Here is a 26,250-nt window from a genome sequence, read left to right as displayed (position 1 = left end):
CGGAAACACACGACGGGCGCGGCCCGTGCCGGGCCGCTCTCGCTCACCAGCCCGCATTTCCGGCTATGCTCCGTGCGGCGGTCTCGTTTGATTTCTTTTAGACGATAACGCGAGTTATTCTCACGATATCGAAACGTCTTGTGTGTGGCGGGACTGTTCCGGCATACAGGGGCATGCGCAAATTCCAGACGCTGAACGACCAGGAAATCCTTGCCCTCGCCATTTCGAACGAGGAAGAGGATTCGCGGATCTATGCCGATTTCTCCTATGCTCTGCGTGAAAAATATCCTGACACGGCCAGGATTTTTACGGACATGGTGCATGAGGAGAACGAGCATCGGCGCGACCTGATCGACCTGTATGTCCGGCGGTTCGGCCAGCATATTCCGCTGATTCGCCGTCAGGATATCGCGGGGGTCATGGTGCGTCGGCCGGCGTGGCAGGTGCAGGGCATGGGGATCGAGGCCGTGCGGGGGCATGCGCGGCAGATGGAGCTGGATGCGGCGCGCTTCTATCGTCAGGCGGCCTTGCGCACGACCGATGCCGCCACGCGCAAATTGCTGGGCGACCTGGCGGTGGCCGAGGATCGGCACGAGCAGGTGGCGGGCGAGATCGCGCAGAACCGCCTGCCGGCGAGCAAGCGCGAGGATGAGGACGAGGATGCGCGGCGGCGCTTCGTGTTGCAGGTGATCCAGCCCGGCCTGGTCGGGCTGATGGATGGGTCGGTTTCCACGCTCGCCCCGGTCTTTGCCGCCGCCTTTGCCTCGCACCGGCCATGGGAGGCGTTTCTGGTCGGGATCGCGGCGTCGGTCGGGGCCGGGATTTCCATGGGCTTTGCCGAGGCGCTGTCGGATGACGGCAAGCTGTCGGGTCGTGGCGCGCCGGTCCTGCGCGGGCTGATCTGTGGGCTGATGACGACCGCCGGCGGGATCGGCCATACGGTGCCGTTCCTGATCGACCGGTTTTCCGTGGCCATGAGCGTGGCCATGGTGGTGGTCGTGGTCGAGCTGCTGCTGATTTCCTGGGTGCGCTGGCGGTACCAGGATACGCCGTTCGGGTCGGCGGTGGTGCAGATCGTGTTCGGTGGGGCGCTGGTGTTTGCCGCGGGAATCCTGATCGGGTCGGCGGGGTAGGGTCTTCCTTTCCCGGGGCGCGCCGCTGTTCTGGTTATTGAGACCTTTCGATTCGCCTGAACGAATCAAGGTTTTTTGGTTCTTTTTTTCAAAAAAGAACCTCTTCCACACACGCTCGAATCCCCCGAGCCGCCCGATCCATGGCCTCGGGCGTGGCGGAAGCGATCCCCAGCAGCAGGCCCGGACGGCTCGCCCCCAGATAATAATCCGAGAGCGGGCGCACGCCGAACCCTTGGCGCCACAGGCGGCGGGCGATGGCGCGGTCGTCCAGGGTGGGGTCGATGAAGCGGGCGGCCAGTTGCAGGCCGCCGGTGCCGGGGCCCGGGACCAGCACGCCGCCGCAATGGCGGTGCAGGGCGGCCACGGCGCCGGCCATGCGGTCGGCGTAGAGGCTGTTCATGCGGCGGATATGGGCGCGCAGATGGCCGTCGGCGATGAAATCGGCGAGGGCGAGCTGGAGGTGGATCGGCACCGCGATGCCGCGCCCGGACAGGAAGTCGGTGACGGGGGCGACCAGACGGGGCGGCAGCACGGCGTAGGCGACGCGCAGGCCGGGGGCGAGGATCTTGGAAAACGTGCCCAGATAGGCGACCGATCCGGTGCGATCGATGCCTTGCAGGGCGGCGACGGGGCGGGTGTCGTACTGGAATTCGCTGTCGTAATCGTCTTCCAGCACCACCGCGCCGCTGGCGTGCGCGTGGGCCAGTATGGCCAGGCGGCGGCGCAGCGTCATGTCCGCGCCGGTGGGGTACTGGTGCGAGGGGGTGACGCAGATCAGGCGCGGGGACGGGCCGGGGGCGTGGGCGACGTCCATGCCCTCGGCGTCGCAGGGCAGGGGCACCAGTCGGGCGCCGGCTTCCTTGAGGATGGTGTGGATGGGGATGTAGCCGGGTTCCTCGACCCAGGCGACCGGGTCGGCGGCGGTGGCGAGCGCCACGCGGGCGATGGCGTCGACGGCGACGCGGATCGACGGGACGATGACGACCTGCCCGGCGGTGGCGACGACGCCCCGCGTGGCCCGGATGTGGGACAGGATGGTCGCCCGCAATTCGGGGGCGCCGGCGGCGCGGCCGCCATGGCCCAGGTCGACCAGCCGGCCGGCGCGGGCGCGGGCACCGAGGCAGCGGGCCCAGACGGCATGGGGGAAGGACGTAAGGTCGGGCAGGCCGGGGCGCAGTGCGTCGGGCACGATGTCCGGCGGCTCCGGGGCAGGCGCCGGTGGCGGGGAGGGGCGCCCGTGGCGCGGGGGAGCGGGGAGGGCGGCGACACGGGTGGCCGACCCGGCGCGGGCGTCCAGGAAGCCTTCGGCGCGCAGCCGGTCATAGGCCAGCACGATGGTGGAACGCGCGACCCCCAGCGCGCGGGCCAGGGCGCGGCTGGAGGGCAGGCGGTCGCCGGCGGCGAGCCGCCCCGCGAGAATGCGCTCGCGGATCGCGCGGTGGATCTGGCTTTCCAGCGGGCCGGAGGCGGGGTCGAGAACCAGCCAGGCGGGCGGCGGGGTGCGGGGCGTGTCGGTCACGGGGCTCAACTGGTCTGACGAAAATGGACGAAGTGGATGTTATCGGCAGACCGTTTGCCGTCCAGTCTCGGCGGGCAACGACAGGAGCCTGCGATGACCGAGCCCTATCCCGTGACCGAGCGCAGCCGGGTGCGGCGCGCCCATCAGCGCGGCAGCCATGAACGGGCGGATGTTCATGCCGTGCTGGATGCGTCGCCCTTGTGCCATGTGGGGTATGTGATCGACGGCGCGCCCTATGTGACGCCGACGCTGCAATGGCGGGTGGGGGACCGGGTCTATTGGCACGGCTCGGCGGCCAGCCGGTTTCTGCGCGCGGCGCGGGGGACGCGCGTGTGCCTGACATGCAGCCAGATGGACGGGTATGTGATGGCGCGCTCGGCCTTCAGCCATTCGGTCAATTACCGCTCGGCCATGGTGTTCGGCACCGCCAACCTGCTGGAGGGCGAGGAGGAGATCGGCGCCGCCTTGCGCGACATGATCGAGGATTATTTTCCCGGCCGGTGGGACACATTGCGCCCGATGACCGATCAGGAACGCAAGGCGACCGCCGTGCTGTGGATGGATATCGAGGAAGCCAGCGTCAAGGTCCGGGACGCCCCGCCGGGCGACGGGGCCGAGGGCGATTATCCGGTCTGGGCCGGCGTGATTCCCATCCGCACCGTGCTGGACACGCCGTGCCCGGCCCCGGAACTGCCGGCGGACATGCCCCTGCCGCCCGGCCTGGCGGCGCTGGTGGCATCGGGACGGCTGCGACAGGCGGGGCCAGCGCCTTGATCTTGCCGGAATGATCGGGCAACGAAGTCGGGCTGGACCGATGCCCCGGCGGGGTGGGCGGCCGGCGACCTCCTGCGACCGACCGGGTGCCATGACGCGACCGAACCGCCTGCCTTTCCTGCCGACCCGTATCGCGACCTGCCTGCTGGGCGGGCTGGTGGCGGTGGCCTGCCTGCCCGTTGCCGCGCCGCGCGCCCAGACGGCGGCGGCCGCGCTTTCGCCCGCCGACCGGGGCTGGGTGCAGCGCATCCAGACCTATCTGGACGGCATCACGACGCTGGAGGCGCAGTTCCAGCAACTGGCGCCGGACGGCAAGCGCGCGACCGGCACCGCGTGGCTGAACCGGCCCGGGCGGATGCGCTTCGAATACGACAAGCCCAGCCCGCTGCTGCTGGTGGCCAATCACGGGCAGGTGGTCTTCAACGACAGCCAGCTGGGCCAGACCACGACCCTGCCGCTGGACAAGACCCCGCTGGGGTTGCTGCTGCGCCCCGGCCTGCAACTGTCGGGCGATGTGACCGTTACGGCCTTCACGCATGCCAACGGGCTGGTGCAGGTCACGCTGGTGCGGACCGCCTCGCCGGGGGACGGGAGCCTGACACTGGTGTTTCATGACAATCCATTGTCGCTGCGCTCGTGGAGCGTGGTGGATGCGCAGGGGCAGGCGACGCAGGTCGACCTGTTCAATGTCCGCCTCGGGGGTGGCCCGATGCCGGACGGGCTGTTCGATACGAATATCGGTGATCAATAGGCGGGCGCCGGCACGGGCTGCCGGCCCAGGGGGCGGCGGCTCAGGGATCGGCGGCTTCGGGGCCGGTCTCGCGGGCCAGTTCCAGCGCGCGGGCATAGACCGTGCGGCGGGGCAGGTTGATCGCGCCGGCCACCAGCGATGCCGCATCCTTGACCGACAGGGTGGCCAGCGCCGCGCGCAGCCGGTCGTCCAGGTCGTCGGCGCCCGTGTCGTCCTCGGCGGGCGGGCCCAGCAGGACGGTGATTTCGCCCCGTGCCCGGTTTTCGGCATACCAGGCGGCGAGCGTGCCCACCGGGCCGCGCCGCACTTCCTCGAACCGTTTGGTCAGTTCGCGCGCCACGGCGGCGGGGCGGTCGGTGCCGAAGATGTCGGCCAGGTCGGCCAGCATCTCGCCCAGCCGGTGCGGGGCCTCGTGCCAGATCAGGGTGGCGGACAGGCCGGCCTGCTCGGCCGCGCGCAGCCTGGCCAGTACCTCGCGCCGCGCCGCCGGGCGCGGCGGCAGGAAGCCCGAGAACATGAACGGGTGCGGCGGCAGGCCGGACAGGGTCAGCGCCGTGATCGCGGCATTGGGGCCGGGGACCGCCGTCATCGCGATGCCGGCCGTGATCGCCGCCCGGGCCAGGCGGAAGCCGGGGTCGGACAGAAGCGGGGTGCCGGCATCGGAAATGACGGCGATGCGGCGGCCGCGTTCCAGCATGCCGATCAGGGCGGGAATGCGCTGCTGCTCGTTATGGTCGTGCAGGGGCTCGGTGCGGGTGGCGATGCCGCGCGCGGTCAGCAGCCGCGCGCTGGTGCGGGTGTCCTCGCACAGGATCAGGTCGGCCTCCGCCAGGGTGGCGGCGGCGCGGTCGCTGAAATCGCCCAGATTGCCGATGGGGGTGGAAACCAGCGTCAGCACCCCCCGGCCCGGATGGCCGGCGGGTGCGGTGTCGTCCTCTTCGGTCCCTTCCCGGGCCAGGGGTTCGAACGGGTCCTCGGCGGGCGGGGCGTCGTCGTTCGTGCCGGGGGCATGACGGGCGGGGCCGGCTCCGCTATGGGAAACAGGCGCAAGGCTGGAGGACACCGCTTCATGGGGCGCGTGGAAAGGCAGGGACGAGGAAGATGAATCGGTCATTCGCAACCCGGATGCAGAAACGGCCTGCAGGTTCAGCCCGTCGCGGCCTCTCTGGCAAGGCCGGACTGATGCTGGCGGCCTCATTGGCCGGACTGGCCGCCTGTGCGGGCCCCGAAGGGACCGGTCCCGCCACCACCGCAACGCCGGCGGCGCCGGCGGCAATCGTGCCCGGGCGGACGGTCGGCGTGCTGCTGCCGCTGAGCGGCGGCAATGCGCGGCTGGGCCAGGCGATGCTGGCGGCGACGCGCATGGCGCTGGGCGCGCCCACGGCCCCGCCGCTGGATATTCGGGACACGGCCGCCGCCGGTGGCGCGGGGGCGGCGGCGCAGGCGGCCCTGGCGGCCGGCGACGGCGTGATCCTGGGGCCGCTGACCGCCGCCGAGACGGCGCAGGCGGCGACGGTGACGGCCACGGGGTCGGTCCCGATGCTGGCCTTTACCAGCGACGTGTCGCTCGGCCGGCCCGGCGTGTGGACGCTGGGGATCGCGCCCGACCAGCAGGTGGAACGGATGGTGGCGGCGGCGCAGGCCGAGGGGCGGCAGCATTTCGCGGCCTTCCTGCCCGAAACTGCGCTGGGCCGTGCCATGGGGCGCGCCCTGGTGCAGAATTGCGCGGCGCGCGGCCTGGCCGCGCCCCAGGTCGTCTACCATACCGACAGCCCGGCCAGCATCACGCAGGGGCTGAAGACCCTGTCCAATTACGACATGCGCATGATGGCGGCGCAGCCCGCCGCCCAGGCCGCCCTGCCGCCCGACGCGGCGGCGGCGGTCGACCCGGTGGGGGGCGCGGTGCAGCAGGCGCAGCCGACGCCCGCCCCCTCGCCGCCGGGGCCGCCGCCCTTCGACGCGCTGCTGCTGGCCGATACCGGGCTGCAACTGGCGGCGGTGATCGATGCGCTGCAATCGTTCCAGGTGATCGGCGTGGCGCCGGTGCCGGGCACCGCGACGGCGGCGGCAGCGGATGGCGCGGCTGCCCCGGCCGCGCCGTCGGCGCCCGCGCAGCCGGCGAATGGCGGCCTGCCGCCGGTGCGGATCCTGGGGACGGCTTTGTGGGCGTCGTTCGCCGGCAAGCTGGGATCGTTGCAGGGTGCCTGGTACGCCGCGCCCGATCCGGCGGCGCGGCAGCGTTTCGTGCAGCTTTACATGGCGCGCTATCACACCATGCCGACGCCGCTGAGCGACCTGGCCTATGACGCCTCGGCGCTGGTCGGGGCGCTGGATCGCGGGCGGGCGGCGGACAGGCCGAACGGCTACACGGTCGAGGCCCTGACGCGTCCGGACGGATTTTCGGGGGTGGATGGCGTGTTCGGGTTGACGCCGGATGGTCATACACGCCGGGATCTGGCGATTTTCCAGATCCAGCCCACCGGTGGCGGGCGGATTGTCAGTCCCGCGGCAGGGCGGCTGGCGCGGGAACAGAGCTGACGGGCTGGAGGTTGCGGAAAGGCGGGTCGGCGGGGCGGCGATCAGGCCGCCGCGGTGGCGCCGCAGGCCAGGACGGGGCGGATGGCATACAGCGCCGCCTCGAACGTCTTGAAGGTGCCCAGCCGGTGGTCGCGCAGATTGTCGACCAGGACCCAGTTCATGCCCTCGGGACGCAACAGATAGGCCGGATCGGCGTTTTCGCGTACCCAGACCAGCACATGCTCGATCGGGCCGTTGCCGGAGCGGGGGGAGACATCGACGTCGCACAGTCCCATGCAGGTTCCGGCGTCGAGCCAGCGCATCAGATATTCCCGATGGCGGGGCAGAAAGTTCGCACGCAGCGGAACGACGTTGTCGGTGGAGGGTGTGTTCGCCTTCAGGGTCATCGTCGCGGGCATCTGTCATGTCCTCGGAGTATGGGGCGAGAGGAACGCTAGTGCGCGCTGGCGGGCATTGCCAAATTGAATCTGATCCGGGCCGCCACTCAAAAAGGCAGAAGTTCAGGCATGTGGCAAAAAAACAATGATTTGTTGCGGGAAAGACCTAATTTTAGGCACGAAATAGTGCATATGATCGCAACATAATCAGCGACTGCATGTGGGTGTCATCGATTTGCCACATCGGTGGCGTGAATTGCCCACGATTGATGCGATTGTGAGACGAATCTGCCGCAGGTTGGTCAGGATCGGGGCGTGTAGGCCGAGCGGGGCCAGCGGCGGTGAAGCCACAGCCAGGTGCCGGGACGGGCGCGGACCCATTGTTCCAGCCGGTCGTTGACCGCCTGGGTCAGGGCCAGGATATCGGCCTGCCGGTCGCCGCTGTCGGGCAGGGCGAGCGGCGGTTCGACATGGATGCGCAGCCGGGCCGGGCCCAGCCGCTCGACATAGCCGGGGATGACCGGGCAGCGATAGCGCAGGGCCATGGCGGCCAGCGCGGGGGCGGTCATGGCCGGGTGGCCGAACAGCGTCGCCTCGATCCCGTCATTCATCTTCTGGTCGATCAGCATGCCCAGCCGGCCGCCCCGGGCGATGTGGGCCAGCGCACCCCGGGCGCCGCGCGCGCCCTTGGCGAACATGGGCACCGGCGCGCCGCCCGCCGCCGGGCCCATCGCCGCCTCGCGCAGCGCGCGGATCATGCCGTCGACCAGCGGGTTGCCGGCGGCGCGGTAGAACGAGGCGAAGGGCAGCCCGTGGCGCGCCACCCCGGGGGGCAGCATTTCCCAGTTGCCGATATGGCCGGACATGAAGATCACCGGGCCGCCGCGCGCCACCTGCGCGGCCAGATGCTCGGCCCCCACCACGTCCCAGCCGGGGCCGGATGCCGGATTTTCCGGCAGGGCGGGCAGGTGCGGGAACTCGCCTACCGTGCGGCCCAGATTGTCCCACACCGCGCGGATGATCGCCCGGCGGGCCGGGGCGTCCAGATCCGGCATCGCCAGCCGCAGATTGGCGTCGGCGACGCGCGAGACCGGCAGGCGCGGCCCGATGGCCCGGCAGAGCGCCCCGCCGGCATTGGAGGCCCGCACCGGCCCCAGCCGGCGCAGCAGGGCCAGCGCGCCGCGTGCCGCGAGCGCCTCGATCCGCATCAGGCGGGTGACGGGGCGGGTTTCTTCGGGGGGCGCGGTCATGGGGTCTCGTCTTGCAATGGGCCAGCCAGCCATCGGTCCAGCAGGCGCTCCGGCGCTGACGGGTCGGCCCAGGCCAGCCCGACGCCGACGGTGCTTATGTCCGCCCGCACGGCCGGGGGCAGGCGGGCGGCGTCCTTCGGCGTGGTCAGCAGGGTCGCGCCATGGGTCGCGGCCAAGGCCCGCAGGCGGCGCAGGTCGCCCGCGGTGTAGGGGTGATGGTCCGCGAAGGGCACGCAGGCCGCCGGCACGATGCCCTGCGCGCGCAACCCGTCGAAGAATTTCTCCGGCCGTCCGATGCCCGCGAAGGCGATGGCCGACCGACCGGCCAGCAGCGGGGCCGCGTCCTGCATCGCCAGATCGGCGCGCAGGATCGGCAGGTCGGGGGGCAAATGGGACAGGGCGCCGGTGCGGTCCGCGCCGATCAGGATCGCGGCGCCGGCCCGGGCGGCACCGGCCGCGATCGGTTCGCGCAGCGGGCCGGCGGGGATGACGCGGCCGTTGCCGAAGCCGCTGGTGCCGTCGATCACCAGCAGCTTCATGTCCTGGTACAGGCCGGGATTCTGGAACCCGTCATCCATCACCAGGCAATCCGCGCCGTCCGCGATCGCCGCCCGGGCGCCGGCCGCGCGGTCGGCCGAGACATGGGTGGGGGCGAGGGCGGCCAGCAGCAGGGCCTCGTCCCCGACATCGGCGGCGGTGTGGCGGGCGGGATCGACCCGCAGCAGGCCCGACCGGCGGCGGCCATAGCCGCGTGTCAGCACATGCACGCGCCGGCCGCGCGCGGCCAGCCGCGCCACCAGGTCCAGCGCCAGCGTCGTCTTGCCCGCGCCGCCGGCGGTCAGGTTGCCGCAGCACAGGACCGGGACCGGCGCGTGCCAGCCCGGCCGGCGCAGGCGGCGCGCGGTGGCGTGGGCATACAGGGCGGCGGCGGGGGCCAGCAGCCGGGCGGGCCAGCCGTCCTCGGCCCAGAAGCGGGGGGCCCGCATCAGCGCGCGTCCATCAGGGCCAGCAGGCGCGCGGCCAGGCGGCCGGGCAGGGCGGTGCCGGCATGGGTGGCGGCCTCGGCCCGCTGCCCGGCCCCGGCGCGGCGGGCGGGGTCGGCCAGCATGGTGCCGACCCAGTCGGCCAGCGCGTCGGCATCGGGCACCACGCGCACCGCGTCGCCCAGCCGGGCGAAGGCGTCGAGGAAATTCTCGGTCAGGGGGCCGGTTGCCAGCGCGGCGCCGAAGCGGGCGGGTTCCAGCGGATTGTGCCCGCCGCGCCGGCCGGGGCCGGGCAGGCTGTTGCCGATGAAGACGATCGGCACCGCCCGGTAGAACAGGCCCAGCTCGCCCAGCGTGTCGCAGATCCAGAACGCATCGTCCGGTCCGGGCTGCTGCCCTGCCGCGCGGCGGGGGGCATCGTGCAGCATTGCCGCGATGGCGGGCCCGCGCTCGGGGTGGCGGGGCACGATGATGGTCAGCAGGTCGGGGTGGCGGGCGCGGAGCTGCCGGGCGGCGTGGGCCACCTGCTCTTCCTCGCCCTCATGGGTCGCGGCGGCCAGCCAGACCGGGCGGGTGCCGAGCAGGGCGCGCAGCCGGTCGAGCGCCGCCGGGTCGGCCGGCAGGGGCGGGGCGGCGTCCTTCAGGTCGCCCTGGGTGTCGATGCGTTCGGCGCCCAGCGCGCGCAGGCGGGCGGCGTCGAGGTCGGAGCGGGCGGCGATCCACGCGAAACGGTCCAGCATGCGGGCGGCCAGCCCGGGCAGGCGGCCCCAGCCGGCGCGCGCGCGGTCGGACAGGCGGGCGTTCAGCAGAGCCAGCGGAATGCCCGCGCGATGGCAGGCCTCGATCAGGTTCGGCCAGAGCTCGCTTTCGGTCAGCGCGGCGGCGTCGGGCCGCCAGCGGCGCAGGAAGCGGCCGATCCAGCGCGGGACATCCAGCGGCACGAACTGGTGAATGACCCGTCCGCCCTCCGCCGTGCCGGCCAGCCGCTGCTCCAGCAGGCGGGCGGCGGTGACGGTCGCGGTTGTGACCAGCACATGCAGGGTGGCGTCGCGGGCCAGCAATTCGGTGATCACGGGCAGGATCGACAGGGTTTCGCCCACGCTGGCCGCGTGCAGCCAGACCAGCCTGCCCGGCGGGCGGGGGCGGGTGGTCAGGCCCATGCGCTCGCGCTGGCGGCCGCGCACTTCCTTGCCGCGCGCCAGCCGCCGGTGCAGCAGCAGGGTCAGGGCCGGGGCCAGCAGGGTGGCCAGTCCGGCCCACAAACGTTGTGCCGCGCCGGCCGGGGCGGGGGCGGCGGCGTGCATCGCGGCGTCGAGGGCGGTGGCGAGCTGCGCGGGCACCGTGTCCTGGTTGTCGCGGCTGACGGCGATCGGGGCGCCGCAGACGATCCGGCCGCGCCCGAAGGGCAGGGGGATCATCATGCGGTCCCAGCCGCCCAGCCGGCGGCTGGCGCACCAGCCGCCCACGGGCACGATGGGCGCGCCGGACAGGCGTGCCAGCCCGATGACCCCCTGTTCGACCGTGCGGCGCGGGCCGCGCGGGCCGTCGGGGGTGATCACGATGGGGTCGCCGCCCCGGAGCAGGGCCAGCAACTGGCGCAATGCCGCCGCGCCGCCCTTGTCCTTGCCCTTGCGGTCGGTCGAGCCGGCGATGGTGCCGGCGCCCCATGGCGCGATGATGTCGGCAATCAGGCGCCCGTCCCGATTGCGGCTGATCAGGACATGCGGCCGCAGCGTGGAATTGCGTGACGTGGACCACCAGAGCAGCGCCGGGGTCAGGGCCAGCGTTTCGTGCCAGAAGGCGACCAGCACGGAATGCGGGCCCTGGCCGGTCAGTAGCGGACGGGCATCGGGGTGGATGTCGAACGTCCAGCGCGTGGTGCCGATGGTCAGGCGCAGATAGGATCGCAGCAGCACGATGGCTGCCGTGCGGGCCGCGCCCGCCCCTGTCAGGCTTTTCAGCATGGCGTGCCGCGCAGGGCGGTGCGTCGGATCATAGGCCCGGCGGTAGCATGCGCGCCCGCCGGGCGGAAGAGGCGCCCGGCCCCTGCCGGCATGAGGCGGAGCCGGGATCATGCGTACGCGGGACGGCGCGGATCCGGAAGGAAGGCGGCCAGCAGGCCGATCGCGGGCAGGATGGAACAGACGCGATAGACGAATTCGATGCTCGTATGGTCCGCAAGCATGCCGAGCACCGCGGCCCCCAATCCGCCCATGCCGAAGGACAGGCCGAAGAAGAGCCCCGATACCAGGCCGATCCGCCCCGGCATCAGTTCCTGCGCGTAGACCACGATGGCGGAGAATGCCGAGGAGAGCACCGCGCCGATGACGATGCTGAGGCCGATCGTCGCGGATAGGCCCACATAGGGCAGCAGCAGGGTAAAGGGCAGCACGCCCAGGATGGACGTCCAGATGACCGCCTTGCGACCGACCCTGTCCCCGATCGGCCCGCCGAGGATGGTGCCGGCGGCAGCCGCTGCGAGGAACACGAACAGGTCGGCCTGTGCGGCCTCGATCGACAGATGGAAGTGGTGGATCAGGTAGAACGTGTAATAGCTGGTGATGCTGGCGAGGTAGAAATATTTCGAGAAGACCAGCGCGATCAGGATCGCGAGGGCCCGCGCGACCTGCCCGCGAGGCAGCAGGGCGGCGTCCGTACCGGCCCTGTGCCCGGATTGCCGGGGCTGGCTGTTGTTCTGGTACCAGCGCCCCAGCAGGGTCAGCAGTGCCATGCCGCCCAGCGCCAGCAGCGCGAACCAGGCCAGGCTGTGCCGGCCGCGCGGCAGGATGAAGAATGCCGCGAGCAGGGGGCCCATCGCGGTGCCGAAATTGCCGCCGACCTGGAACAGCGACTGGGCCAGCCCATGGGCACCGCCCGATGCATGGCGGGCGATGCGCGAGGATTCCGGATGGAAGATGGAAGAACCCGTCCCCAGCAGCGCCGCGCCGCACAGCAGCAGGCCGTAGGATGGGGCAGACGCCAGGGTGAGCAGCCCGAGCAGCGTGAACCCCATGCCGCAGGGGAGGGACCAGGGTTTGGGTCCGCGATCGCTGTAAGGCCGACCAGCGGCTGCAACAGCGAGGCGGTGGCCTGGTACATCAGCGTCAGCAGCCCGATCTGTCCGAAATCGAGCGCGAATCCGCCTTTGAGGATCGGGTAGATCGCCGGCAGAAGCGATTGCATGGTGTCGTTGAGGAAATGGCAGAAGCTGATCGCCCCGAGAACGGGGAAGGCGATGGAGGGGCGGCGGCCCGGAGGGGTGATGGACTGGCTCACGGGAATGTCTTTCCTTGTTCTGATTCTTTATTTTTTCTTTATATTTTCAGGATCTTTTTCGGCGCCCTTTCGGGGGTCGGCTTGCCAGAGCCCGTCCCGAAGCCTAGGCGGAAAGCGGAAGGGCCTGCCACCGCAGATGGGCAGGCTGGCAGCGAGAGTGGGCCAATGGTCTGGAACCGTCGGGTAGAACAGGTCGAGGATGCGCCGGGCGATATTGTTGCCCTGGGCAACGAATATGCCGATGGTCATGTCATCGCGCCGCACAGCCATCGCCGGACGCAGCTTCTGTGCGCGACGTCGGGGGCCGTCATGGTGACGACCCGTCATGGAACCTGGGTGCTGCCGCCGCAGCGGGGGATATGGATTCCCGCCGGCACCGTGCATCAGGTGCGTATGCTCGGGCATGTCCGTTCGAACAGTTTGTTCCTGAAGGCGGACACGCTTGAGGCCGTGCCCGCGGCGTGTTGCGTGGTCGGGCTTTCCGCCTTCATGCGGGCGCTGCTTGCCGAAGCGGTCGCCCTGCCTGTCGACCATGATTCTAACGGGCGGGCGGAGGCGCTCATGGGCTTGATCCGGTATGAGATTGCCGATCTGCCGGTTGTGCCGCTGTTTCTGCCGATACCCGTGCATGAGGCGCTGGCGCGCAGGTGCCGGACGTTCCTGGTCAGCCCGTCCATTCACCAGACGATCGAAACCTGGAGCAAGGGGCTCGGCATGAGCCGGCGCAGCTTCACGCGGATGTTCCGTCGCGAGACGGGCATGAGCTTCATGTCCTGGCGCCAGCAGGCATGCCTTGTCGCGGCCCTGCCGCGTCTGGTGGCAGGCGAGCGCGTCACGCTCATTGCGATGGATCTGGGATACGATAATCCGGCGGCGTTTACTGCCATGTTCCGCAAAATGCTCGGAGCGTCGCCCCGCAGCTACCTGGCGGGGCGGGACCGGGAGCTTTTCACGGCCGCGAAACGGATCTCGTCCCCGTCGTGAAGTCTGCGGGAGGTCAGCCGAGCAGGCGCCGCAACGTGACACCCTCGGCACGCTCGCCCAGCACCGAAGGCTGGTACGCGGTACGGAAGCGCGTATGCGCCCGCGCCCAGACCTCCGGCTCGCTGCCCGGCGGCAGGTCGACCGTCGAGACGCCGCAGCGGAGCAGGAATTCGTACTGGTCGGGCAGGGGCTTGCCGGTGGCGCGGATTTCGCCGGTGAAGTGCAGATGCTCGCGCAGGGCGCGGGCCTGGCTGAAGGCGCGGCCGTCGCGGAAGATCGGGAAGGTCACGGCCACCAGCGACAGGCGGGGCAGGGCGGTGCGCAGCGTGTCGATTTCGGCATCCTGCGGGATCGCCACGCCCAGTTTCTCGCCGTGCGGGCGGGCCAGCCCTTCCTCCAGCCGCGACAGCGGCACGATGACGGGGCCGGTGGCGGGCAGGGGGGCGTCGGCGTCGAGGGTCGTCCAGTCGTCGGGGACGAGCCGTCCGTTTTCAAGCAGTGGCATAGACGGCATCCTTGAACAGGGCGGCGCCCAGGCGCCGGTAGGTATCCAGGAAGCGCTCGCCCCCGGTGCGGTGGACCAGATAGGCATCGACCAGGCGGGCGATGGCGTCCACGGTCGCGTCCTCGGGCAGGGCCGGGCCCAGGATCTGGCCGACCGAGGCATCGCTGCCCGGCGAGCCGCCGAGCGTGAGCTGGAAGAACTCCTCGCCCTTCTTGTCCACGCCCAGGATGCCGATATGGCCGGCATGGTGATGGCCGCAGGCATTGATGCAGCCCGAGATCTTGATCTCGATCGGGCCGATCGTCTCCTGCAGTTCGGGGCTGGCGAAGCGGGCGCTGAGCTTCTGGGCGATCGGGATCGAGCGCGCATTGGCCAGCGAGCAGTAATCCAGCCCCGGGCAGGCGATGATGTCGCCGATCAGGCCGATATTGGCCGAGGCGAGGTCGGCCGCGCGCAGGGCCTGCCACAGCGCATGCAGTTCGTCCTGCCGCACATGGCCCAGCACCAGGTTCTGCATATGGGTGACGCGGATTTCGCCGAACGCATGGCGGTCGGCCAGGTCCGCGATGATGTCCATCTGCGCCGAGGTCGCGTCGCCGGGGATGCCGCCGGCGGGCTTGAGCGAGATGACGGCCGAGATATGGCCCGGCGCGCGGTGCGGGTGGGTGTTGGTACGCACCCAGCGGTCGAATGCCGGGTCCGCCCGGCGGGCGCGGGCGAGTTGTTCGGCCGCATCGTCGGGCGCGTGCAGGTCGGGCGTGCCGAAGCGGGCGCGGATGGCGGCGACCGTCTCGGGCGGCAGGCGGTAGCGGGCGCGGTTCATGGCCGCGAATTCGGCATCGACCTTGGCGCGGTAGCCCTCGGTGCCCAGTGCCTGGACCAGGATCTTGATCCGCGCCTTGTAGATGTTGTCGCGGCGGCCGTACTCGTTATAGACGCGGACCATGGCCTCCAGATAGGCCAGCAGGTCTTCCTCGGGCAGGTCGTCGCGCAGGTGCACGCCCACGATCGGGGTGCGGCCCATGCCGCCGCCCACGAACACGTCGAACATCGTGCCGCCGTCGGGCGCGGGCTTGGCCACCAGCCCGATATCGTGGAAGCGCGCGGCCACGCGGTCGTTGGGGCTGCCGCTGATCGCGATCTTGAACTTGCGGGGCAGGAAGGTGAATTCGGGGTGCAGCGTCGACCATTGGCGCAGGATCTCGGCATGCACGCGCGGATCGACCAGCTCGTCCTGCGCCGCGCCGGCGAACTGGTCGCAGGTCACGTTGCGGATGCAGTTGCCGCTGGTCTGGATGGCGTGCATGTCGACATCGGCCAGGCGGGCCAGGATGTCGGGCGTGTCTTCCAGCCGGATCCAGTTGAACTGGAGGTTCTGGCGGGTGGTGAAATGGCCGTAATCGCGGTCGTAGGTGCGGGCGATATGCGCCAGCTCGCGCATCTGGCGGGAATCGAGCACGCCATAGGGAATGGCGATCCGCAGCATGTAGGCATGCAGTTGCAGATACAGCCCGTTCATCAGGCGCAGCGGCTTGAACTCGTCCTCGGACAGCGTGCCGGCGATGCGGCGGGCCACCTGGTCGCGGAACTGCTCCACCCGGTCGGCCAGGAAGGCGCGGTCGACCTGATCGTAGCCGTAATGCCCGACCGGCAGCGCGGGGGCTTGGATGGTGTCAGGCATGGGCTTCGAGCTCGGCAACGGGGGTGAAATCGGGGTGGACGGAGGGGCCGAAGGCGCGGATGCGCTCGCGCACCGTCACGGGCACCGGCGGCGTGGCGTCGGTTTCGACCTGCACACCGTAGATTCCGACCAGCCCGTCGGCCTGCTGGCGGGCGGCGGCCTGGGCGATCGCGGCCTCGATATCCGCGTTGGGGATGATCCGGGCATCGGCGATGATCGTGGACCAGTCGCCTTCCGCCACCTGCCAGACGATGCGCCCGTCCAGCAGCCGGTTGGCGGTGATCACGCTCGAACCGCCCGCCTCGCGGCGGTTGTTCCTGACATCGCTCACTGGTCAGTCCTCTTTTACCCGATCCGGCCGGTGCCGACAGGATCTCGCCCCGTTCTACAGGGGCATTAGGGGTTTCATAGGCCCAATACAAGAGGAATGCACGATTATTAATCGTGCATTACACTCTGTGTATCGCGGGATCGGGCCGTCGGGTCAGGAGCGGCGGCGCGTGCTTTCGGCCAGCGCGACGCTGTCGGCCACATAGGTGGCCAGACGCTCCGCGACCTCGGCCACGCTGCCCGCGCCGGTGGGCAGGTGCAGGTCGGGGGTGGCCGGGACGTCGTAGGGCGCATCGATCCCGGTGAAGCCGGTGATGCGGCCGGCGCGGGCGGCTTGATACAGGCCCTTGGGGTCGCGGGCCTCGCAGGTGGCCTGGTCGGCATCGACGAAGACCTCGTGGAATCCTTCGCCCACCACCTGGCGCGCCAGGTCACGGTCGGCGGCGCGGGGCGAGATCAGCGCCACCAGCACCACCTGGCCGGTCTCGGCCAGGATGCGGGCGACGGCGGCGGCACGGCGCACGTTTTCGGTGCGGTCGGCCTCCGAGAAGCCCAGGTCGGCGCACAGGCCGGCGCGCAGCGTGTCGCCGTCCAGCACCGAGACGTCGATCTTCTGCCCGAACAGGCGCGATTCCGCCGCGCGGGCGATGGTGCTCTTGCCCGCGCCGGGCAGGCCCGTCATCCAGAACACGCCGCCGCGATGGCCGCGCGCCTGGGCGCGGTCCCACAGCGACACGGTGCTGTCGGTCGGGTGAATGGCCCTGGTGCCGCTGGCGATGTCGGCCGGGCCGATCAGCGGCGCGCCGCCGACGATGCGCTGGTGACGGTCGACCAGCACGCCGCGCCCGTCGGTGGTGCCGGGGGTGAAGGCGTCGAACAGGATGCTCTCCGACGCCGCCAGCGTGATCTCGGCGAAGCCTTCGGGCGGGACATGGTCGGATGCGTGCTCCGTCAGGTCGTCCAGCCGCACCACGGAATCGATCGAGGCGACGGTGACCTGGTGCTCGGCGGTGGCCAGGCGCAGGCGGAAGCTCTCGCCCACGCGCAGCGGCTCCTGCCGCAGCCAGAACAGGCGCGAGCGGATGCGCGCGGTGCGGATCGGCGCTTCCTCGGGCCGATGCAGCAGGTCGCCGCGATCGGGGATCACGTCCGGCTCCAGCGTGATGGCGACCGACTGGCCGGCGACGGCGGAAATCTGCGGCGCCGCGTGCCAGCCCTCGATCGAGGCCACGCGGGCGGTGGTGCCGTGGGTGCCGATGACCAGCGTATCGCCCACATTGACGCGTCCGCGCTCGATACGGCCGGCGACCACGCGCTTGGCATCGAAGCGATAGACATCCTGCACCGGCAGGCGCAGCGGCAGGTCGGCGCGGCCGGCGGGCGACGGCACCAGGGCCAGGGCCTCGGTCAGGGTCGGGCCCTTGTACCATTCCATCTTCGGCGAGCGGGAGGCGATATTGTCGCCCTCGCGCGCCGAGGCCGGGATGAACAGGCTGGGCTCGATGTCGAGCTGCTTCAGCAGGGCGGCGACCGCCTGTTCCGAAGCCGCGATCTTCTGCTCGTCATACTCCAGCAGGTCCACCTTGTTCATCAGTACGATGACGTGGCGGATGCCGATCAGGCGCAGCAGCATCGCATGGCGGCGCGTCTGTTCCTGCGCGCCCTCGGCGGCGTCGATCACCAGCACGGCGGCCTCGGCGTCGGCGGCGCCGGTGATCATGTTGCGCAGGAACTGGCGGTGGCCCGGCGCATCCACGATCACGAACTGCCGGTTGCCCAGCAGGAACGGGATGCGGGTGGAATCGACGGTCACGCCCTGGTCGCGCTCGATCTGCAGGCTGTCGAGCAGGAAGCTCCATTCGACCTTCAGCCCGCGCTTGCGGCTGGATTCGATGATCTGCGCCACCCGGCCCTCGGGCAGGTTGTCGGTGTCATGCAGCAGGCGGCCGATCAGGGTCGACTTGCCGTGGTCGACATGGCCGACGATGACGATGGGGGTGGCCGCGTCCTGGCGGAAATCGTTGCTCATTGTCTGTCTCGATCCGTCCGCTGGGGTCACAGATAGCCGGCGACGCGCAGCCGCTCGAACGCATCTTCCGATTCATGGTCCATGGCGCGGCCGGCGCGCTCGGACGTGCGGGTGGTCTGCAGCTCGGCGATCACTTCGGCCACCGTCGCGGCGTCGCTCTCGATCGGGCTGGTGATGTCCTGGTCGCCCAGCGAGCGGTAGCGCTTGCCGTTCTTCGAGAAATACAGGTCGACCAGCGGAATGCCCTCGCGCTCGATATAGCGCCAGATGTCGATCTCGCGCCACGACAGCAGCGGGTGGACGCGGATATGCACGCCCTCTTCATGCGGGGTGGCGTACTGGTCCCAGAATTCGGGGGGCTGGTTGCGCACGTCCCATTTGTGGCTGGACCCGCGCGGGCTGAACACGCGCTCCTTGGCGCGGGTGGCCTGTTCGTCGCGGCGGATGCCGGCGATCACGCCTTCCAGCTTGTATTTCTCGATCATCGCCGCCAGGCCGGCGGTCTTGCGCGCGGCGGAGCGGGCCGCCGGCGGCAGGGTCGGGTCGATTTCCTCGACCGGCGGGCAGTCGCCCAGCAGCAGCTCCAGCTCCCACTTGCGGGTATATTCGTCGCGGAAGCGGTACATCTCGGGGAATTTCTTGCCGGTATCGACGTGCATCACCGGAAACGGCACGCGGCCGAGAAACGCCTTGCGCGCCAGCCACACCATGACGTTGGAATCCTTGCCCAGCGACCACAGCATCGCCAGCGGCTTCAGCTTCCGGTACGCCTCGCGCAGGATGTAGATGCTCTGGGCTTCGAGTTGGTCGAGATCGTCCATGGTGGGCGTTACCTTGCAGGTTCGGCGGAAAAGGGGATCGGGGTCGGCGCGGCGTGTGGTCAGGCGTGGATGCCGCATTCGGTCTTGGCTATTCCCGCCCAGCGACCGGCGCGGGGGTCCTCGCCTTCGGCGACCGGCCGCGTGCAGGGCGCACAGCCGATCGAGCGATAGCCCAGGTGGCTGAGCGGGTGGCGCGGCAGGTCGCGGCGGGTCATCTCCGCGTCCAGTTCCGCCGCCGTCCAGCGTGCCAGGGGGTTGATCTTGAAGCGGCCGTCGGCCTGCGGCTCGATGACCGGCAGGTGGGCGCGGGTGGCGGCCTGGCTGCGCTTGCGGCCGGTAATCCACGCATCGAAGGGGATGATCGCCTCGTCCAGCGGCTCCACCTTGCGCAGGGCGCAGCAGGCATCGGGGTCGAACGCCCAGAGCTGGCCCTGGGGGTCGCGGGCCGCGATCTGCGCCGGGTCGGGGCGGATGTTGCGCACATCGGTCAGGCCCAGCCGTGCGACCAGCTGGTCGCGATAGGCCAGGGTCTCGGGGAAATGCTGCCCGGTTTCCAGGAACAGTACCGGCACCGCGGGGTCGATCTCGGCCGCCATGGCCAGCAGCACGGCGGATTCGGTGCCGAAGGAGGAGACGAGGCCGATCCGCCCGCGCGGCATGCCGCCCAGCGCCGCGCGCAGGATCGCCGACGCGTCCTCGCCGGCGGCTTCGATGGCATGGATGATCGACGACTCAAGACGCACGGTGCAGATCCACATCCTCAATGCACGAAGCGTAATCGTGCTTTGAGGGGGGATCTAATCATTCCTCGTTCGATATTCAAGTTAAATATACGTCTTATGGTCGTGGTATTTTTGGCATGGCACCTATGCCGAGGGGTATCAGCGGCTCATCAGCACCGGAACTTCCGCGTTCTCCAGAATGTGGCGTGTGACGCCGCCCAGGATCAGCTGGCGCAGGCGCGAGTGGGAATAGGCGCCCATGGCCAGCATGTCGGCGCCGAAATTGTGGCAGGCGGCCAGCAGGCTGGCGCCCACGGTCTCGTCCGGGTCGCCGAATTCCACCAGGTCGGCGTGGATGCCGTGAATGGTCAGGTAATCGGCGGCATCGCGGGCTTCGGGGCCGCGGCGCTGGTAGTCGCCGGAATAGAGCACGCGCACCGCCTCGGCCTCGGCCGCCCAGGGCAGGATATGGTGCAGGGCCGCCGTGGCTTCCGACGTGCCGTTCCAGGCGATGCAGATGCGCCGCCCGGCGGTGGCCGGGGCACGGCGGGGCGCGATGACGACCGGGCGGCCACTGTCGAACAGGATGGCGTGCAGGGTTTCGGACGACGAGATTTCCTCGCCGGAATCCGGATGGGGCACCACCGTCACGTCCGACAGGCGGGCGCGGTAGGTCACGACCTCATGCTCGCGGCCCGTCATGGTCACCAGGCTGGCCGACGCGCTGCCGATGGGGTTGCCGTGGAAGGGCGGGATCATGTCCGTGACCTTCACGCCGTTGGCGGCGGTGAACTGCCCGAACATCTCGCGCACCGCCAGCGCGCGGCGCGCGCCCTCGCGCTCGGCGGCCGACATCATGTCCTCGACCATCGCGCCCGACAGGCCCTCGCCGGCCAGGGGGGCGACGTCGCGGCTATCGGCGCGCACATGCAGCGCCGCGATATGGCCGCCGAACTGCCGCGCGAAGATCAGCCCGGTGGCCAGCGCCGCCTCGGCGTTGGACGTCCCGTTCAGGGGTAGAAGGATTTTCTGTATATTCTTCAATGTTATTCTCCAGAATCCCAGGAACGTCGGCGGCGGGAGGGCTCAGGGGTAGAGGCGCGTCGTCTCCCACCCCGCATCCGCGCCCGCGCGCCGCCACACCGCCCGGTCGTGCAGCCGGTGCGCGCGATTCTGCCAGAATTCGATCCGGTCCGGAATCAGGCGGAAGCCGGACCAGTCGGCGGGGCGCGGAATGGGCGTGCCTTCGGGGTAGCGGGCCTCTTCCTCGGCCAGCCGCTGCTCGAACAAGGCGCGGTCGGCCAGGGGGCGGGACTGGTCGGAGGCGATGGCGCCCAGCCGCGACAGGCGCGAGCGGCTGGCGAAATAGGTATCGGCCTCGGCGTCGGTCACCGGTTCGACCGGGCCTTCGATGCGGACCTGCCGCATCAGGCTCTTCCAGTGGAACAGCAGGGCGGCCTGCGGGTTTTCCACCAGTTCGCCGGCCTTGCGGCTTTCGAGGTTGGTATAGAAGACGAAGCCGCGCCTGTCGGCGCCCTTCAGCAGGATCATCCGCACCGACGGCCTGCCGTCCGGCGTGGCCGTGGCCAGCGCCATGGCATTGGGATCGTTGGGTTCGGCGGCTTCGGCCGCGCGCATCCAGTGGGCGAACAGGGTGAACGGATCGGACCCCAGGTCGATCAGCGGCATGGTCATGACAGTCGGTCCCATTCTGGCCGGACGGAGGGCGGAGACATGGCCGGCATGCCACGCATTCGGTGAAACAGGGGCTGGCCGGCCGCTCGGATCTTGTCCGACGCGCGCGCTTGTGCAACCACGGCGCCATTCCGATCATGCCATATTCCATCCATTCCGAGGATTCTATCATGTCAGACGGCGCGTCCAAAGCCCCGGCCACCGGCACCCTGATGAAGGGCAAGCGCGGACTTGTGATGGGTGTGGCCAACGACCGCTCGATCGCCTGGGGCATCGCCAACGCCGTGGCGGCGCAGGGCGGAGAGCTGGCCTTTACCTATCAGGGCGAGGCGCTGGGCAAGCGCGTCCGCCCGCTGGCCGAGCGCGTGGGCTCGTCGCTGGTGCTGCCGTGCGACGTTTCCGACGACGCCGCGATGGACGAGGCCTTCGCCCGGATCGAGGAAGAGTGGGGCACGCTCGACTTCCTGGTCCATGCCATCGGCTGGGCGGACAAGCAGTTCCTGCGCGGGCGCTATGTGGACACCCCGCGCGATGCGTTCCTGACCGCGCTCGACATCTCCTGCTACTCGTTCACCGCCGTTGCGCGGCGGGCGGCGCGGCTGATGACCAATGGCGGCTCGATGCTCACCCTGTCCTATCTGGGCGCCGAGAAGGTGATGCCGCATTACAATGTCATGGGCGTGGCCAAGGCGGCGCTGGAGGCCTCGGTGCGCTACATGGCCGCCGACCTGGGCCGCGACGGCATTCGCGTCAACGGCATCTCGGCCGGGCCGATCATGACGCTGGCCGCCAACGGGATCGGCGATTTCCGCTATATCCTGAAATGGAACCAGTACAACGCGCCGATGGAGCGCAACGTGGCGCTGGAAGAAGTCGGCGGGGCCGGGCTGTACATGCTCTCCGACCTGTCGGGCGGCGTGACCGGCGAGATCCATCATGTCGATTGCGGCTATAATATCGTCGGCATGAAGAACCCCACGGCGCCCGACATCAGCGTAGCAGGCGACTAAAACCTGACCGTAAACGGGCGCTGGCGGCGATCCGACGCGCGTTTCCTGTGCTCCGGTGCTCACGGCCATTGAGGCCGCTCCGCGCTGAGGCTCGAAAACACACGACGGGCGCGGCCCTTTGGGCCGCTCTCGCTCGCCAGCCCACATCTCCGGGCAGGTTTTGGCTACGAACGGCGAAGGGATTATCGGGTCATGTCGGATAACAGTTTCGGCCATCTGTTTCGGGTGACGACCTGGGGTGAGAGCCATGGGCCGGCGATCGGCTGCGTGGTGGACGGGTGCCCGCCGCGCGTGCCCTTGTCCGAGGCCGATATCCAGCCGTGGCTGGACCTGCGGCGACCCGGCCAGTCGAAATTCACCACCCAGCGGCAGGAACCCGATTCGGTCGAGATCCTGTCCGGCGTGTTCGAGGGGCAGACCACCGGCACCCCGATCTCGCTGCTGATCCGCAATGTGGACCAGCGGTCGCGCGATTACGGCGATATTGCCCAGCGCTATCGGCCGGGCCATGCCGATGTGGCCTACGACCTGAAATACGGCATTCGCGACTATCGCGGCGGTGGGCGCTCCTCGGCCCGCGAGACGGCGATGCGCGTGGCGGCGGGTGCCGTCGCGCGGCAGGTGCTGGGGGCCGGGGTGCGGATTCGCGGCGCGCTGGTGCAGGTCGGCACGCATCGCATCGACCGGGCGCGCTGGGACTGGGACACGGTGGGCGACAACCCCTTCTTCTGCCCCGACCCGGAGATGGTGCCGGTGTGGGAAGAGTATCTGGGCGCCGTGCGCAAGGCCGGGTCGTCGGTCGGCGCGGTGGTCGAGATCGTGGCCGACGGCGTGCCGCCGGGGCTGGGGGCGCCGATCTACGGCAAGCTGGATTCCGACCTCGCGATGGCGCTGATGAGCATCAATGCCGTCAAGGGCGTGGAAATCGGCGACGGATTCGCCGCCGCTGCCCTGAGCGGCGAGGAAAATGCCGACCCGATGCGGATGGAAGACGGGCGGCTGGTCTTCGGCGCCAACCATGCCGGCGGCGTGCTGGGCGGGATTTCCACCGGCCAGCCGCTGGTGGCGCGCTTCGCGGTCAAGCCGACCAGCTCGATTCTCACCCCCGTTCCCTCGGTGACGCGGGGCGGGGAGAATGTCGAGGTTTCCACCCGTGGGCGGCATGATCCGTGCGTGGGAATCCGGGCCGTGCCGGTCGGCGAGGCGATGATGGCGTGTGTATTGGCCGATCATCTGCTCCGCCACCGGGGCCAGACAGGACACGACCCACGCCCTGTCTAGGGAACGCCCCGGACCCGGCAGGGCCCGAGGCCCTGCACCCCGGTCATTGACGACCGGGTTTCCAAAGGGCGACTGCCCTTTGGTGGGTCAAGGGCAAAGCCCTTGTCAGGCCTTCAGCGTCGCTTCCAGCGTCACCGTGGCATTCAGCAGCTTGGAAATCGGGCAGCCGGCCTTGGCCTTGGCGGCGAGTTCCTGGAACTGCTCCTCGGTCGCGCCAGGGATGGTGGCGGTCAGGGTCAGGTGGGCGGCGGTGACGGCGAAGCCTTCGGGCTGTTTTTCCAGCGAGATCACCGATTTGGCGTCCAGGGCGGTCGCGGTCAGCCCGGCGCCGCCGAGGATGCCCGACAGGGCCATGGCGAAGCAGGCGGCGTGCGAGGCGCCGATCAGTTCCTCGGGGTTGGTGCCGGCCACGCCTTCGAAGCGGGTGTTGAAGCCGTAGGGCTGGGCGGACAGCGCGCCGCTTTCGGTGGAAACGGTGCCCTTGCCTTCCTTGATGCTGCCTTCCCAATGGGCGGTGCCGAATTTCTTGATGGTCATGGCGTCGGGTCCTTCGATGGTTGGCGGAATGCCCGACCATAACGCGGCACCGTGCAGGAGGGACCCGCCGGGCCGCACACGATCCGGTGAAAGGGCAGGGGCCCCGTCCGGGCGGCCCTGTTGCAAATGGTTGCGCGCCGGGGGCGCTGGTGCCATAGGACGACCGGATCGCGACAGGGATATTGCCCGCGTCCTGCAATCGTTCATGACGGAATGCCCGCCCGCGCAATGGACCAGACAACGCCCACCCATATCGAGCACGCGCATATGCTGTTCCCCGACGGGATGCAGCTCGAATGCGGCTTTCTGCTGGCGCCGGTCCGGGTCGCGTATCGGACCTACGGCACGCTGTCGGCGGCGCGCGACAATGCGATCGTGGTCTGCCATGCGCTGACGGGCGACCAGTATCTGGCCGAAACCCACCCGCTGACCGGCAAGCCGGGCTGGTGGGGCCGCATGGTGGGGCCGGGCCTGCCGATCGATACCGACCGGTTCTTCGTCATCTGCATGAACGTGCTGGGCGGCTGCATGGGCTCGACCGGTCCGCGCGACCCGCGCCCCGATATCGCGGGCGAGCCGTGGGGCACCGATTTTCCGCCGATCACCATCCGCGACATGGTGCGGGCGCAGAAGCTGGTGGTCGACGCGCTGGGCATCACCCGGCTGTTCGCCGTCGTCGGCGGGTCGATGGGCGGGATGCAGGTGCTGGAATGGGCCGCCACCTTCCCCGACATGGTCTTCGCCGCCATGCCGATCGCGACCTCGCCCTTTCATTCGGCGCAGAACATCGCCTTCAACGAGGTCAGCCGGCAGGCGATCTTCGCCGACCCCGACTGGCATGGCGGGCGGTACTGGGAGCAGGGTGCGGTGCCGGCGCGCGGGCTGGCGGTGGCGCGGATGATGGCGCACATCACCTATCTGTCCGAAGAGGCGCTGACGCGGAAATTCGGCCGCCGGGTGCGGCGCGACCCGTACAACCAGGCGGGTTCGCTGTCGCTGTTCGGCGAGATCTTCGAGGTGGAGAGCTATCTGCGGCACCAGGGATCGTCGTTCGTGCGGCGCTTCGATGCCAATTCCTACCTGACGATCACGCGGGCGATGGATTATTTCGACCTGGGCGCCGACCATGACGGGGACCCGTCGCGGCCCTTCCATGGCACGCGCACCCGCTTCTGCATCGTCTCGTTCACCTCCGACTGGCTGTTCCCGACCTCGCAGGCGCGGCTGCTGGCGCGGGCGCTGAACCGGGCGGCCGCCAACGTGTCGTTCGTCGAGATCGACAGCGACAAGGGGCACGATGCCTTTCTGCTGGACGAGCCGGATTTCGACCGTACGGTGCGCGGCTTCCTGTCCGGCGCCGCCGAACATGCACGGATCGGCTGACCCATGCGCCTAGACCAGCGGCTGATTGCCGACATGATCCGTCCCGGCACGCGCGTGCTCGACATCGGCAGCGGCGACGGGGCGTTGCTGGACTATCTGTTCCGCACCCGTGGCTGCGATGCGCGGGGGATCGAGATCGACATGCGCGAGGTCACGCGCTCGGTGGCGCACGGGTTGCCGGTGATGCATGGCGATGCCGACCACGACCTGGCCCATTATCCCGACGAGGCCTTCGACTATGTGGTGTTGCAGCGCACCTTGCAGGCGGTCGAGCGCCCGCGCGAGGTGCTGCGCCAGATGCTGCGCATCGGGCGGCATGCCATCGTCTCGTTCCCCAATTTCGGCCACTGGCAATTGCGGCTGAAGCTGCTGACGACCGGGCGCATGCCGATGACCGCCGTGTGGCATACGCCGTGGTACCAGACGCCGAACATCCACCCCTGCACCATCCTCGACTTCCTGATGCTGTGCCGGGAAGAGGGCTATGTGGTCGAACAGTGGATGGCGGTGGACGAGGATGGCGAGCGCGCGCCCTGGCGCCGCTCCATCCGCCTGGCCAACCTGTTCGGCGAGCAGGCGCTGTTCCTGCTGCGCCGCAGGGGGCATTGAGCGGGTGCCTGGAGATGCGTGCCGGCGGCGACCCGACGCGGGGTATCGGCGCGCCGATGCCC

Annotated in this window: 26 protein-coding genes; 9 read left to right on the top strand and 17 right to left on the bottom strand. The window is 70.0% G+C overall.

The window, feature by feature from the left end:
- The first annotated feature begins 173 nt into the window (after window positions 1-173).
- Window positions 174-1,133 (top strand): iron exporter MbfA, encoded by a 960-nt coding sequence (gene mbfA, locus HLH27_RS13115; protein ID WP_182950487.1) that lies wholly within the window; start codon window positions 174-176, stop codon window positions 1,131-1,133.
- 88 nt (window positions 1,134-1,221) lie between these two features.
- Here the strand turns inward: mbfA and pdxR are convergent, their stop codons facing one another.
- The gene (gene pdxR, locus HLH27_RS13110; RefSeq protein WP_220790412.1) at window positions 1,222-2,652 is read right to left on the bottom strand and encodes a MocR-like pyridoxine biosynthesis transcription factor PdxR; all 1,431 of its coding nucleotides are present in this window, start codon (window positions 2,650-2,652) and stop codon (window positions 1,222-1,224) included.
- Window positions 2,653-2,745: 93 nt separating this feature from the next.
- On the opposite strand from pdxR, the gene HLH27_RS13105 reads away from it, so the two are divergent.
- Both HLH27_RS13105 and HLH27_RS13100 read left to right on the top strand, forming a co-directional pair.
- Window positions 2,746-3,426 (top strand): pyridoxamine 5'-phosphate oxidase family protein, encoded by a 681-nt coding sequence (locus HLH27_RS13105; RefSeq protein WP_182950486.1) that lies wholly within the window; start codon window positions 2,746-2,748, stop codon window positions 3,424-3,426.
- Between the two features lie 91 nt (window positions 3,427-3,517).
- Window positions 3,518-4,177: a LolA family protein gene (locus HLH27_RS13100; protein WP_182950485.1), complete on the top strand. Its 660-nt coding sequence runs from the start codon at window positions 3,518-3,520 to the stop codon at window positions 4,175-4,177.
- Between the two features lie 40 nt (window positions 4,178-4,217).
- Here the strand turns inward: HLH27_RS13100 and rsmI are convergent, their stop codons facing one another.
- Entirely contained in the window at window positions 4,218-5,291 is a 1,074-nt protein-coding gene (gene rsmI / locus HLH27_RS13095; RefSeq protein ID WP_246375878.1) for a 16S rRNA (cytidine(1402)-2'-O)-methyltransferase, read from the bottom strand.
- 65 nt (window positions 5,292-5,356) lie between these two features.
- On the opposite strand from rsmI, the gene HLH27_RS13090 reads away from it, so the two are divergent.
- Window positions 5,357-6,715: a penicillin-binding protein activator gene (locus HLH27_RS13090; protein WP_408870851.1), complete on the top strand. Its 1,359-nt coding sequence runs from the start codon at window positions 5,357-5,359 to the stop codon at window positions 6,713-6,715.
- A 41-nt stretch (window positions 6,716-6,756) separates the two neighbouring features.
- Here the strand turns inward: HLH27_RS13090 and HLH27_RS13085 are convergent, their stop codons facing one another.
- The 6 genes from HLH27_RS13085 to HLH27_RS13060 all read right to left on the bottom strand — a co-directional run bounded on the left by HLH27_RS13085 (window position 6,757) and on the right by HLH27_RS13060 (window position 12,850).
- Window positions 6,757-7,113, bottom strand: a complete 357-nt coding sequence (locus tag HLH27_RS13085) for a hypothetical protein (RefSeq protein WP_182950483.1) — start codon at window positions 7,111-7,113, stop codon at window positions 6,757-6,759.
- Between the two features lie 281 nt (window positions 7,114-7,394).
- A complete protein-coding gene (locus HLH27_RS13080; RefSeq protein ID WP_182950482.1) occupies window positions 7,395-8,342 on the bottom strand; it encodes a lysophospholipid acyltransferase family protein in 948 nt (315 codons plus the stop codon).
- Complete coding sequence (gene lpxK / locus HLH27_RS13075; protein ID WP_182950481.1) at window positions 8,339-9,328, bottom strand: tetraacyldisaccharide 4'-kinase; 990 nt, start codon at window positions 9,326-9,328, stop codon at window positions 8,339-8,341. The genes HLH27_RS13080 and lpxK overlap by 4 nt, the downstream gene beginning before the upstream one ends.
- Window positions 9,328-11,289 carry a glycosyltransferase N-terminal domain-containing protein gene (locus HLH27_RS13070; RefSeq protein WP_182950480.1) on the bottom strand — a complete coding sequence of 654 codons (1,962 nt, stop codon included), beginning with the start codon at window positions 11,287-11,289 and terminating at the stop codon, window positions 9,328-9,330. Before HLH27_RS13070 ends, lpxK begins: the two co-directional genes overlap by 1 nt.
- Window positions 11,290-11,396: 107 nt before the next feature.
- The gene (locus HLH27_RS13065) at window positions 11,397-12,338 is read right to left on the bottom strand and encodes an MFS transporter (protein ID WP_338029910.1); all 942 of its coding nucleotides are present in this window, start codon (window positions 12,336-12,338) and stop codon (window positions 11,397-11,399) included.
- Between the two features lie 290 nt (window positions 12,339-12,628).
- Window positions 12,629-12,850 carry a hypothetical protein gene (locus tag HLH27_RS13060; protein ID WP_182950551.1) on the bottom strand — a complete coding sequence of 74 codons (222 nt, stop codon included), beginning with the start codon at window positions 12,848-12,850 and terminating at the stop codon, window positions 12,629-12,631.
- Between HLH27_RS13060 and HLH27_RS13055 the strand changes: the two genes are divergently transcribed.
- A complete protein-coding gene (locus tag HLH27_RS13055) occupies window positions 12,767-13,585 on the top strand; it encodes an AraC family transcriptional regulator (protein ID WP_182950543.1) in 819 nt (272 codons plus the stop codon). The genes HLH27_RS13060 and HLH27_RS13055 overlap by 84 nt on opposite strands.
- A 13-nt stretch (window positions 13,586-13,598) precedes the next feature.
- Here the strand turns inward: HLH27_RS13055 and HLH27_RS13050 are convergent, their stop codons facing one another.
- The 8 genes from HLH27_RS13050 to pdxH all read right to left on the bottom strand — a co-directional run bounded on the left by HLH27_RS13050 (window position 13,599) and on the right by pdxH (window position 21,368).
- On the bottom strand, window positions 13,599-14,090 hold the full coding sequence (locus HLH27_RS13050; RefSeq protein ID WP_182950479.1) for a DUF934 domain-containing protein: 492 nt from the start codon (window positions 14,088-14,090) through the stop codon (window positions 13,599-13,601).
- On the bottom strand, window positions 14,077-15,771 hold the full coding sequence (locus tag HLH27_RS13045) for a nitrite/sulfite reductase (RefSeq protein ID WP_182950478.1): 1,695 nt from the start codon (window positions 15,769-15,771) through the stop codon (window positions 14,077-14,079). Before HLH27_RS13045 ends, HLH27_RS13050 begins: the two co-directional genes overlap by 14 nt.
- A complete protein-coding gene (locus HLH27_RS13040; protein WP_182950477.1) occupies window positions 15,764-16,102 on the bottom strand; it encodes a DUF2849 domain-containing protein in 339 nt (112 codons plus the stop codon). Before HLH27_RS13040 ends, HLH27_RS13045 begins: the two co-directional genes overlap by 8 nt.
- 153 nt (window positions 16,103-16,255) lie before the next feature.
- Window positions 16,256-18,130 (bottom strand): adenylyl-sulfate kinase, encoded by a 1,875-nt coding sequence (gene cysC / locus HLH27_RS13035; protein ID WP_182950476.1) that lies wholly within the window; start codon window positions 18,128-18,130, stop codon window positions 16,256-16,258.
- A gap of 26 nt (window positions 18,131-18,156) precedes the next feature.
- Window positions 18,157-18,951, bottom strand: a complete 795-nt coding sequence (gene cysD / locus HLH27_RS13030; protein ID WP_182950475.1) for a sulfate adenylyltransferase subunit CysD — start codon at window positions 18,949-18,951, stop codon at window positions 18,157-18,159.
- A gap of 59 nt (window positions 18,952-19,010) precedes the next feature.
- On the bottom strand, window positions 19,011-19,709 hold the full coding sequence (locus HLH27_RS13025) for a phosphoadenylyl-sulfate reductase (protein ID WP_182950474.1): 699 nt from the start codon (window positions 19,707-19,709) through the stop codon (window positions 19,011-19,013).
- Between the two features lie 123 nt (window positions 19,710-19,832).
- A complete protein-coding gene (locus HLH27_RS13020) occupies window positions 19,833-20,717 on the bottom strand; it encodes a universal stress protein (RefSeq protein ID WP_182950473.1) in 885 nt (294 codons plus the stop codon).
- 42 nt (window positions 20,718-20,759) lie between these two features.
- The gene (gene pdxH, locus HLH27_RS13015; RefSeq protein WP_182950472.1) at window positions 20,760-21,368 is read right to left on the bottom strand and encodes a pyridoxamine 5'-phosphate oxidase; all 609 of its coding nucleotides are present in this window, start codon (window positions 21,366-21,368) and stop codon (window positions 20,760-20,762) included.
- A gap of 170 nt (window positions 21,369-21,538) precedes the next feature.
- Between pdxH and fabI the strand changes: the two genes are divergently transcribed.
- Window positions 21,539-22,378 (top strand): enoyl-ACP reductase FabI, encoded by an 840-nt coding sequence (gene fabI / locus HLH27_RS13010; RefSeq protein WP_182950471.1) that lies wholly within the window; start codon window positions 21,539-21,541, stop codon window positions 22,376-22,378.
- A gap of 192 nt (window positions 22,379-22,570) precedes the next feature.
- Window positions 22,571-23,659 carry a chorismate synthase gene (gene aroC, locus HLH27_RS13005; RefSeq protein WP_182950470.1) on the top strand — a complete coding sequence of 363 codons (1,089 nt, stop codon included), beginning with the start codon at window positions 22,571-22,573 and terminating at the stop codon, window positions 23,657-23,659.
- 105 nt (window positions 23,660-23,764) lie between these two features.
- Here the strand turns inward: aroC and HLH27_RS13000 are convergent, their stop codons facing one another.
- Window positions 23,765-24,196 carry an OsmC family protein gene (locus HLH27_RS13000; RefSeq protein ID WP_182950469.1) on the bottom strand — a complete coding sequence of 144 codons (432 nt, stop codon included), beginning with the start codon at window positions 24,194-24,196 and terminating at the stop codon, window positions 23,765-23,767.
- A 228-nt stretch (window positions 24,197-24,424) separates the two neighbouring features.
- Between HLH27_RS13000 and metX the strand changes: the two genes are divergently transcribed.
- Window positions 24,425-25,579, top strand: coding sequence for a homoserine O-acetyltransferase MetX (gene metX, locus HLH27_RS12995; protein ID WP_182950468.1), 1,155 nt, complete (start codon window positions 24,425-24,427; stop codon window positions 25,577-25,579).
- Window positions 25,580-25,582: 3 nt separating this feature from the next.
- Window positions 25,583-26,188 carry a methionine biosynthesis protein MetW gene (gene metW / locus HLH27_RS12990; protein WP_182950467.1) on the top strand — a complete coding sequence of 202 codons (606 nt, stop codon included), beginning with the start codon at window positions 25,583-25,585 and terminating at the stop codon, window positions 26,186-26,188.
- The last annotated feature ends 62 nt before the right edge of the window (window positions 26,189-26,250 follow it).

The sequence above is a fragment of the Gluconacetobacter takamatsuzukensis genome, assembly GCF_014174275.1.
Taxonomy (GTDB): domain Bacteria; phylum Pseudomonadota; class Alphaproteobacteria; order Acetobacterales; family Acetobacteraceae; genus Gluconacetobacter; species Gluconacetobacter takamatsuzukensis.
Note: the sequence above shows the minus strand (reverse complement) of the source record. Positions and strands in the feature narration are given on the sequence as shown.

Coding starts and splice junctions, on each gene's coding strand:
- metW (WP_182950467.1), top strand. CDS start 25,583: ATGCGCCTAGACCAGCGGCTGATTGCCGACATGATCCGTCCCGGCACG.
- HLH27_RS13105 (WP_182950486.1), top strand. CDS start 2,746: ATGACCGAGCCCTATCCCGTGACCGAGCGCAGCCGGGTGCGGCGCGCC.
- HLH27_RS13085 (WP_182950483.1), bottom strand. CDS start 7,113: ATGCCCGCGACGATGACCCTGAAGGCGAACACACCCTCCACCGACAAC.
- aroC (WP_182950470.1), top strand. CDS start 22,571: ATGTCGGATAACAGTTTCGGCCATCTGTTTCGGGTGACGACCTGGGGT.
- HLH27_RS13050 (WP_182950479.1), bottom strand. CDS start 14,090: ATGCCACTGCTTGAAAACGGACGGCTCGTCCCCGACGACTGGACGACC.
- HLH27_RS13065 (WP_338029910.1), bottom strand. CDS start 12,338: ATGGGGTTCACGCTGCTCGGGCTGCTCACCCTGGCGTCTGCCCCATCC.
- mbfA (WP_182950487.1), top strand. CDS start 174: ATGCGCAAATTCCAGACGCTGAACGACCAGGAAATCCTTGCCCTCGCC.
- HLH27_RS13060 (WP_182950551.1), bottom strand. CDS start 12,850: ATGACCATCGGCATATTCGTTGCCCAGGGCAACAATATCGCCCGGCGC.
- HLH27_RS13070 (WP_182950480.1), bottom strand. CDS start 11,289: ATGCTGAAAAGCCTGACAGGGGCGGGCGCGGCCCGCACGGCAGCCATC.
- pdxH (WP_182950472.1), bottom strand. CDS start 21,368: ATGACCATGCCGCTGATCGACCTGGGGTCCGATCCGTTCACCCTGTTC.
- rsmI (WP_246375878.1), bottom strand. CDS start 5,291: ATGACCGATTCATCTTCCTCGTCCCTGCCTTTCCACGCGCCCCATGAA.
- cysD (WP_182950475.1), bottom strand. CDS start 18,951: ATGGACGATCTCGACCAACTCGAAGCCCAGAGCATCTACATCCTGCGC.
- HLH27_RS13025 (WP_182950474.1), bottom strand. CDS start 19,709: ATGTGGATCTGCACCGTGCGTCTTGAGTCGTCGATCATCCATGCCATC.
- HLH27_RS13045 (WP_182950478.1), bottom strand. CDS start 15,771: ATGCCTGACACCATCCAAGCCCCCGCGCTGCCGGTCGGGCATTACGGC.
- cysC (WP_182950476.1), bottom strand. CDS start 18,130: ATGAGCAACGATTTCCGCCAGGACGCGGCCACCCCCATCGTCATCGTC.
- fabI (WP_182950471.1), top strand. CDS start 21,539: ATGTCAGACGGCGCGTCCAAAGCCCCGGCCACCGGCACCCTGATGAAG.
- HLH27_RS13055 (WP_182950543.1), top strand. CDS start 12,767: ATGGTCTGGAACCGTCGGGTAGAACAGGTCGAGGATGCGCCGGGCGAT.
- metX (WP_182950468.1), top strand. CDS start 24,425: ATGGACCAGACAACGCCCACCCATATCGAGCACGCGCATATGCTGTTC.
- HLH27_RS13100 (WP_182950485.1), top strand. CDS start 3,518: ATGACGCGACCGAACCGCCTGCCTTTCCTGCCGACCCGTATCGCGACC.
- lpxK (WP_182950481.1), bottom strand. CDS start 9,328: ATGCGGGCCCCCCGCTTCTGGGCCGAGGACGGCTGGCCCGCCCGGCTG.
- HLH27_RS13080 (WP_182950482.1), bottom strand. CDS start 8,342: ATGACCGCGCCCCCCGAAGAAACCCGCCCCGTCACCCGCCTGATGCGG.
- HLH27_RS13000 (WP_182950469.1), bottom strand. CDS start 24,196: ATGACCATCAAGAAATTCGGCACCGCCCATTGGGAAGGCAGCATCAAG.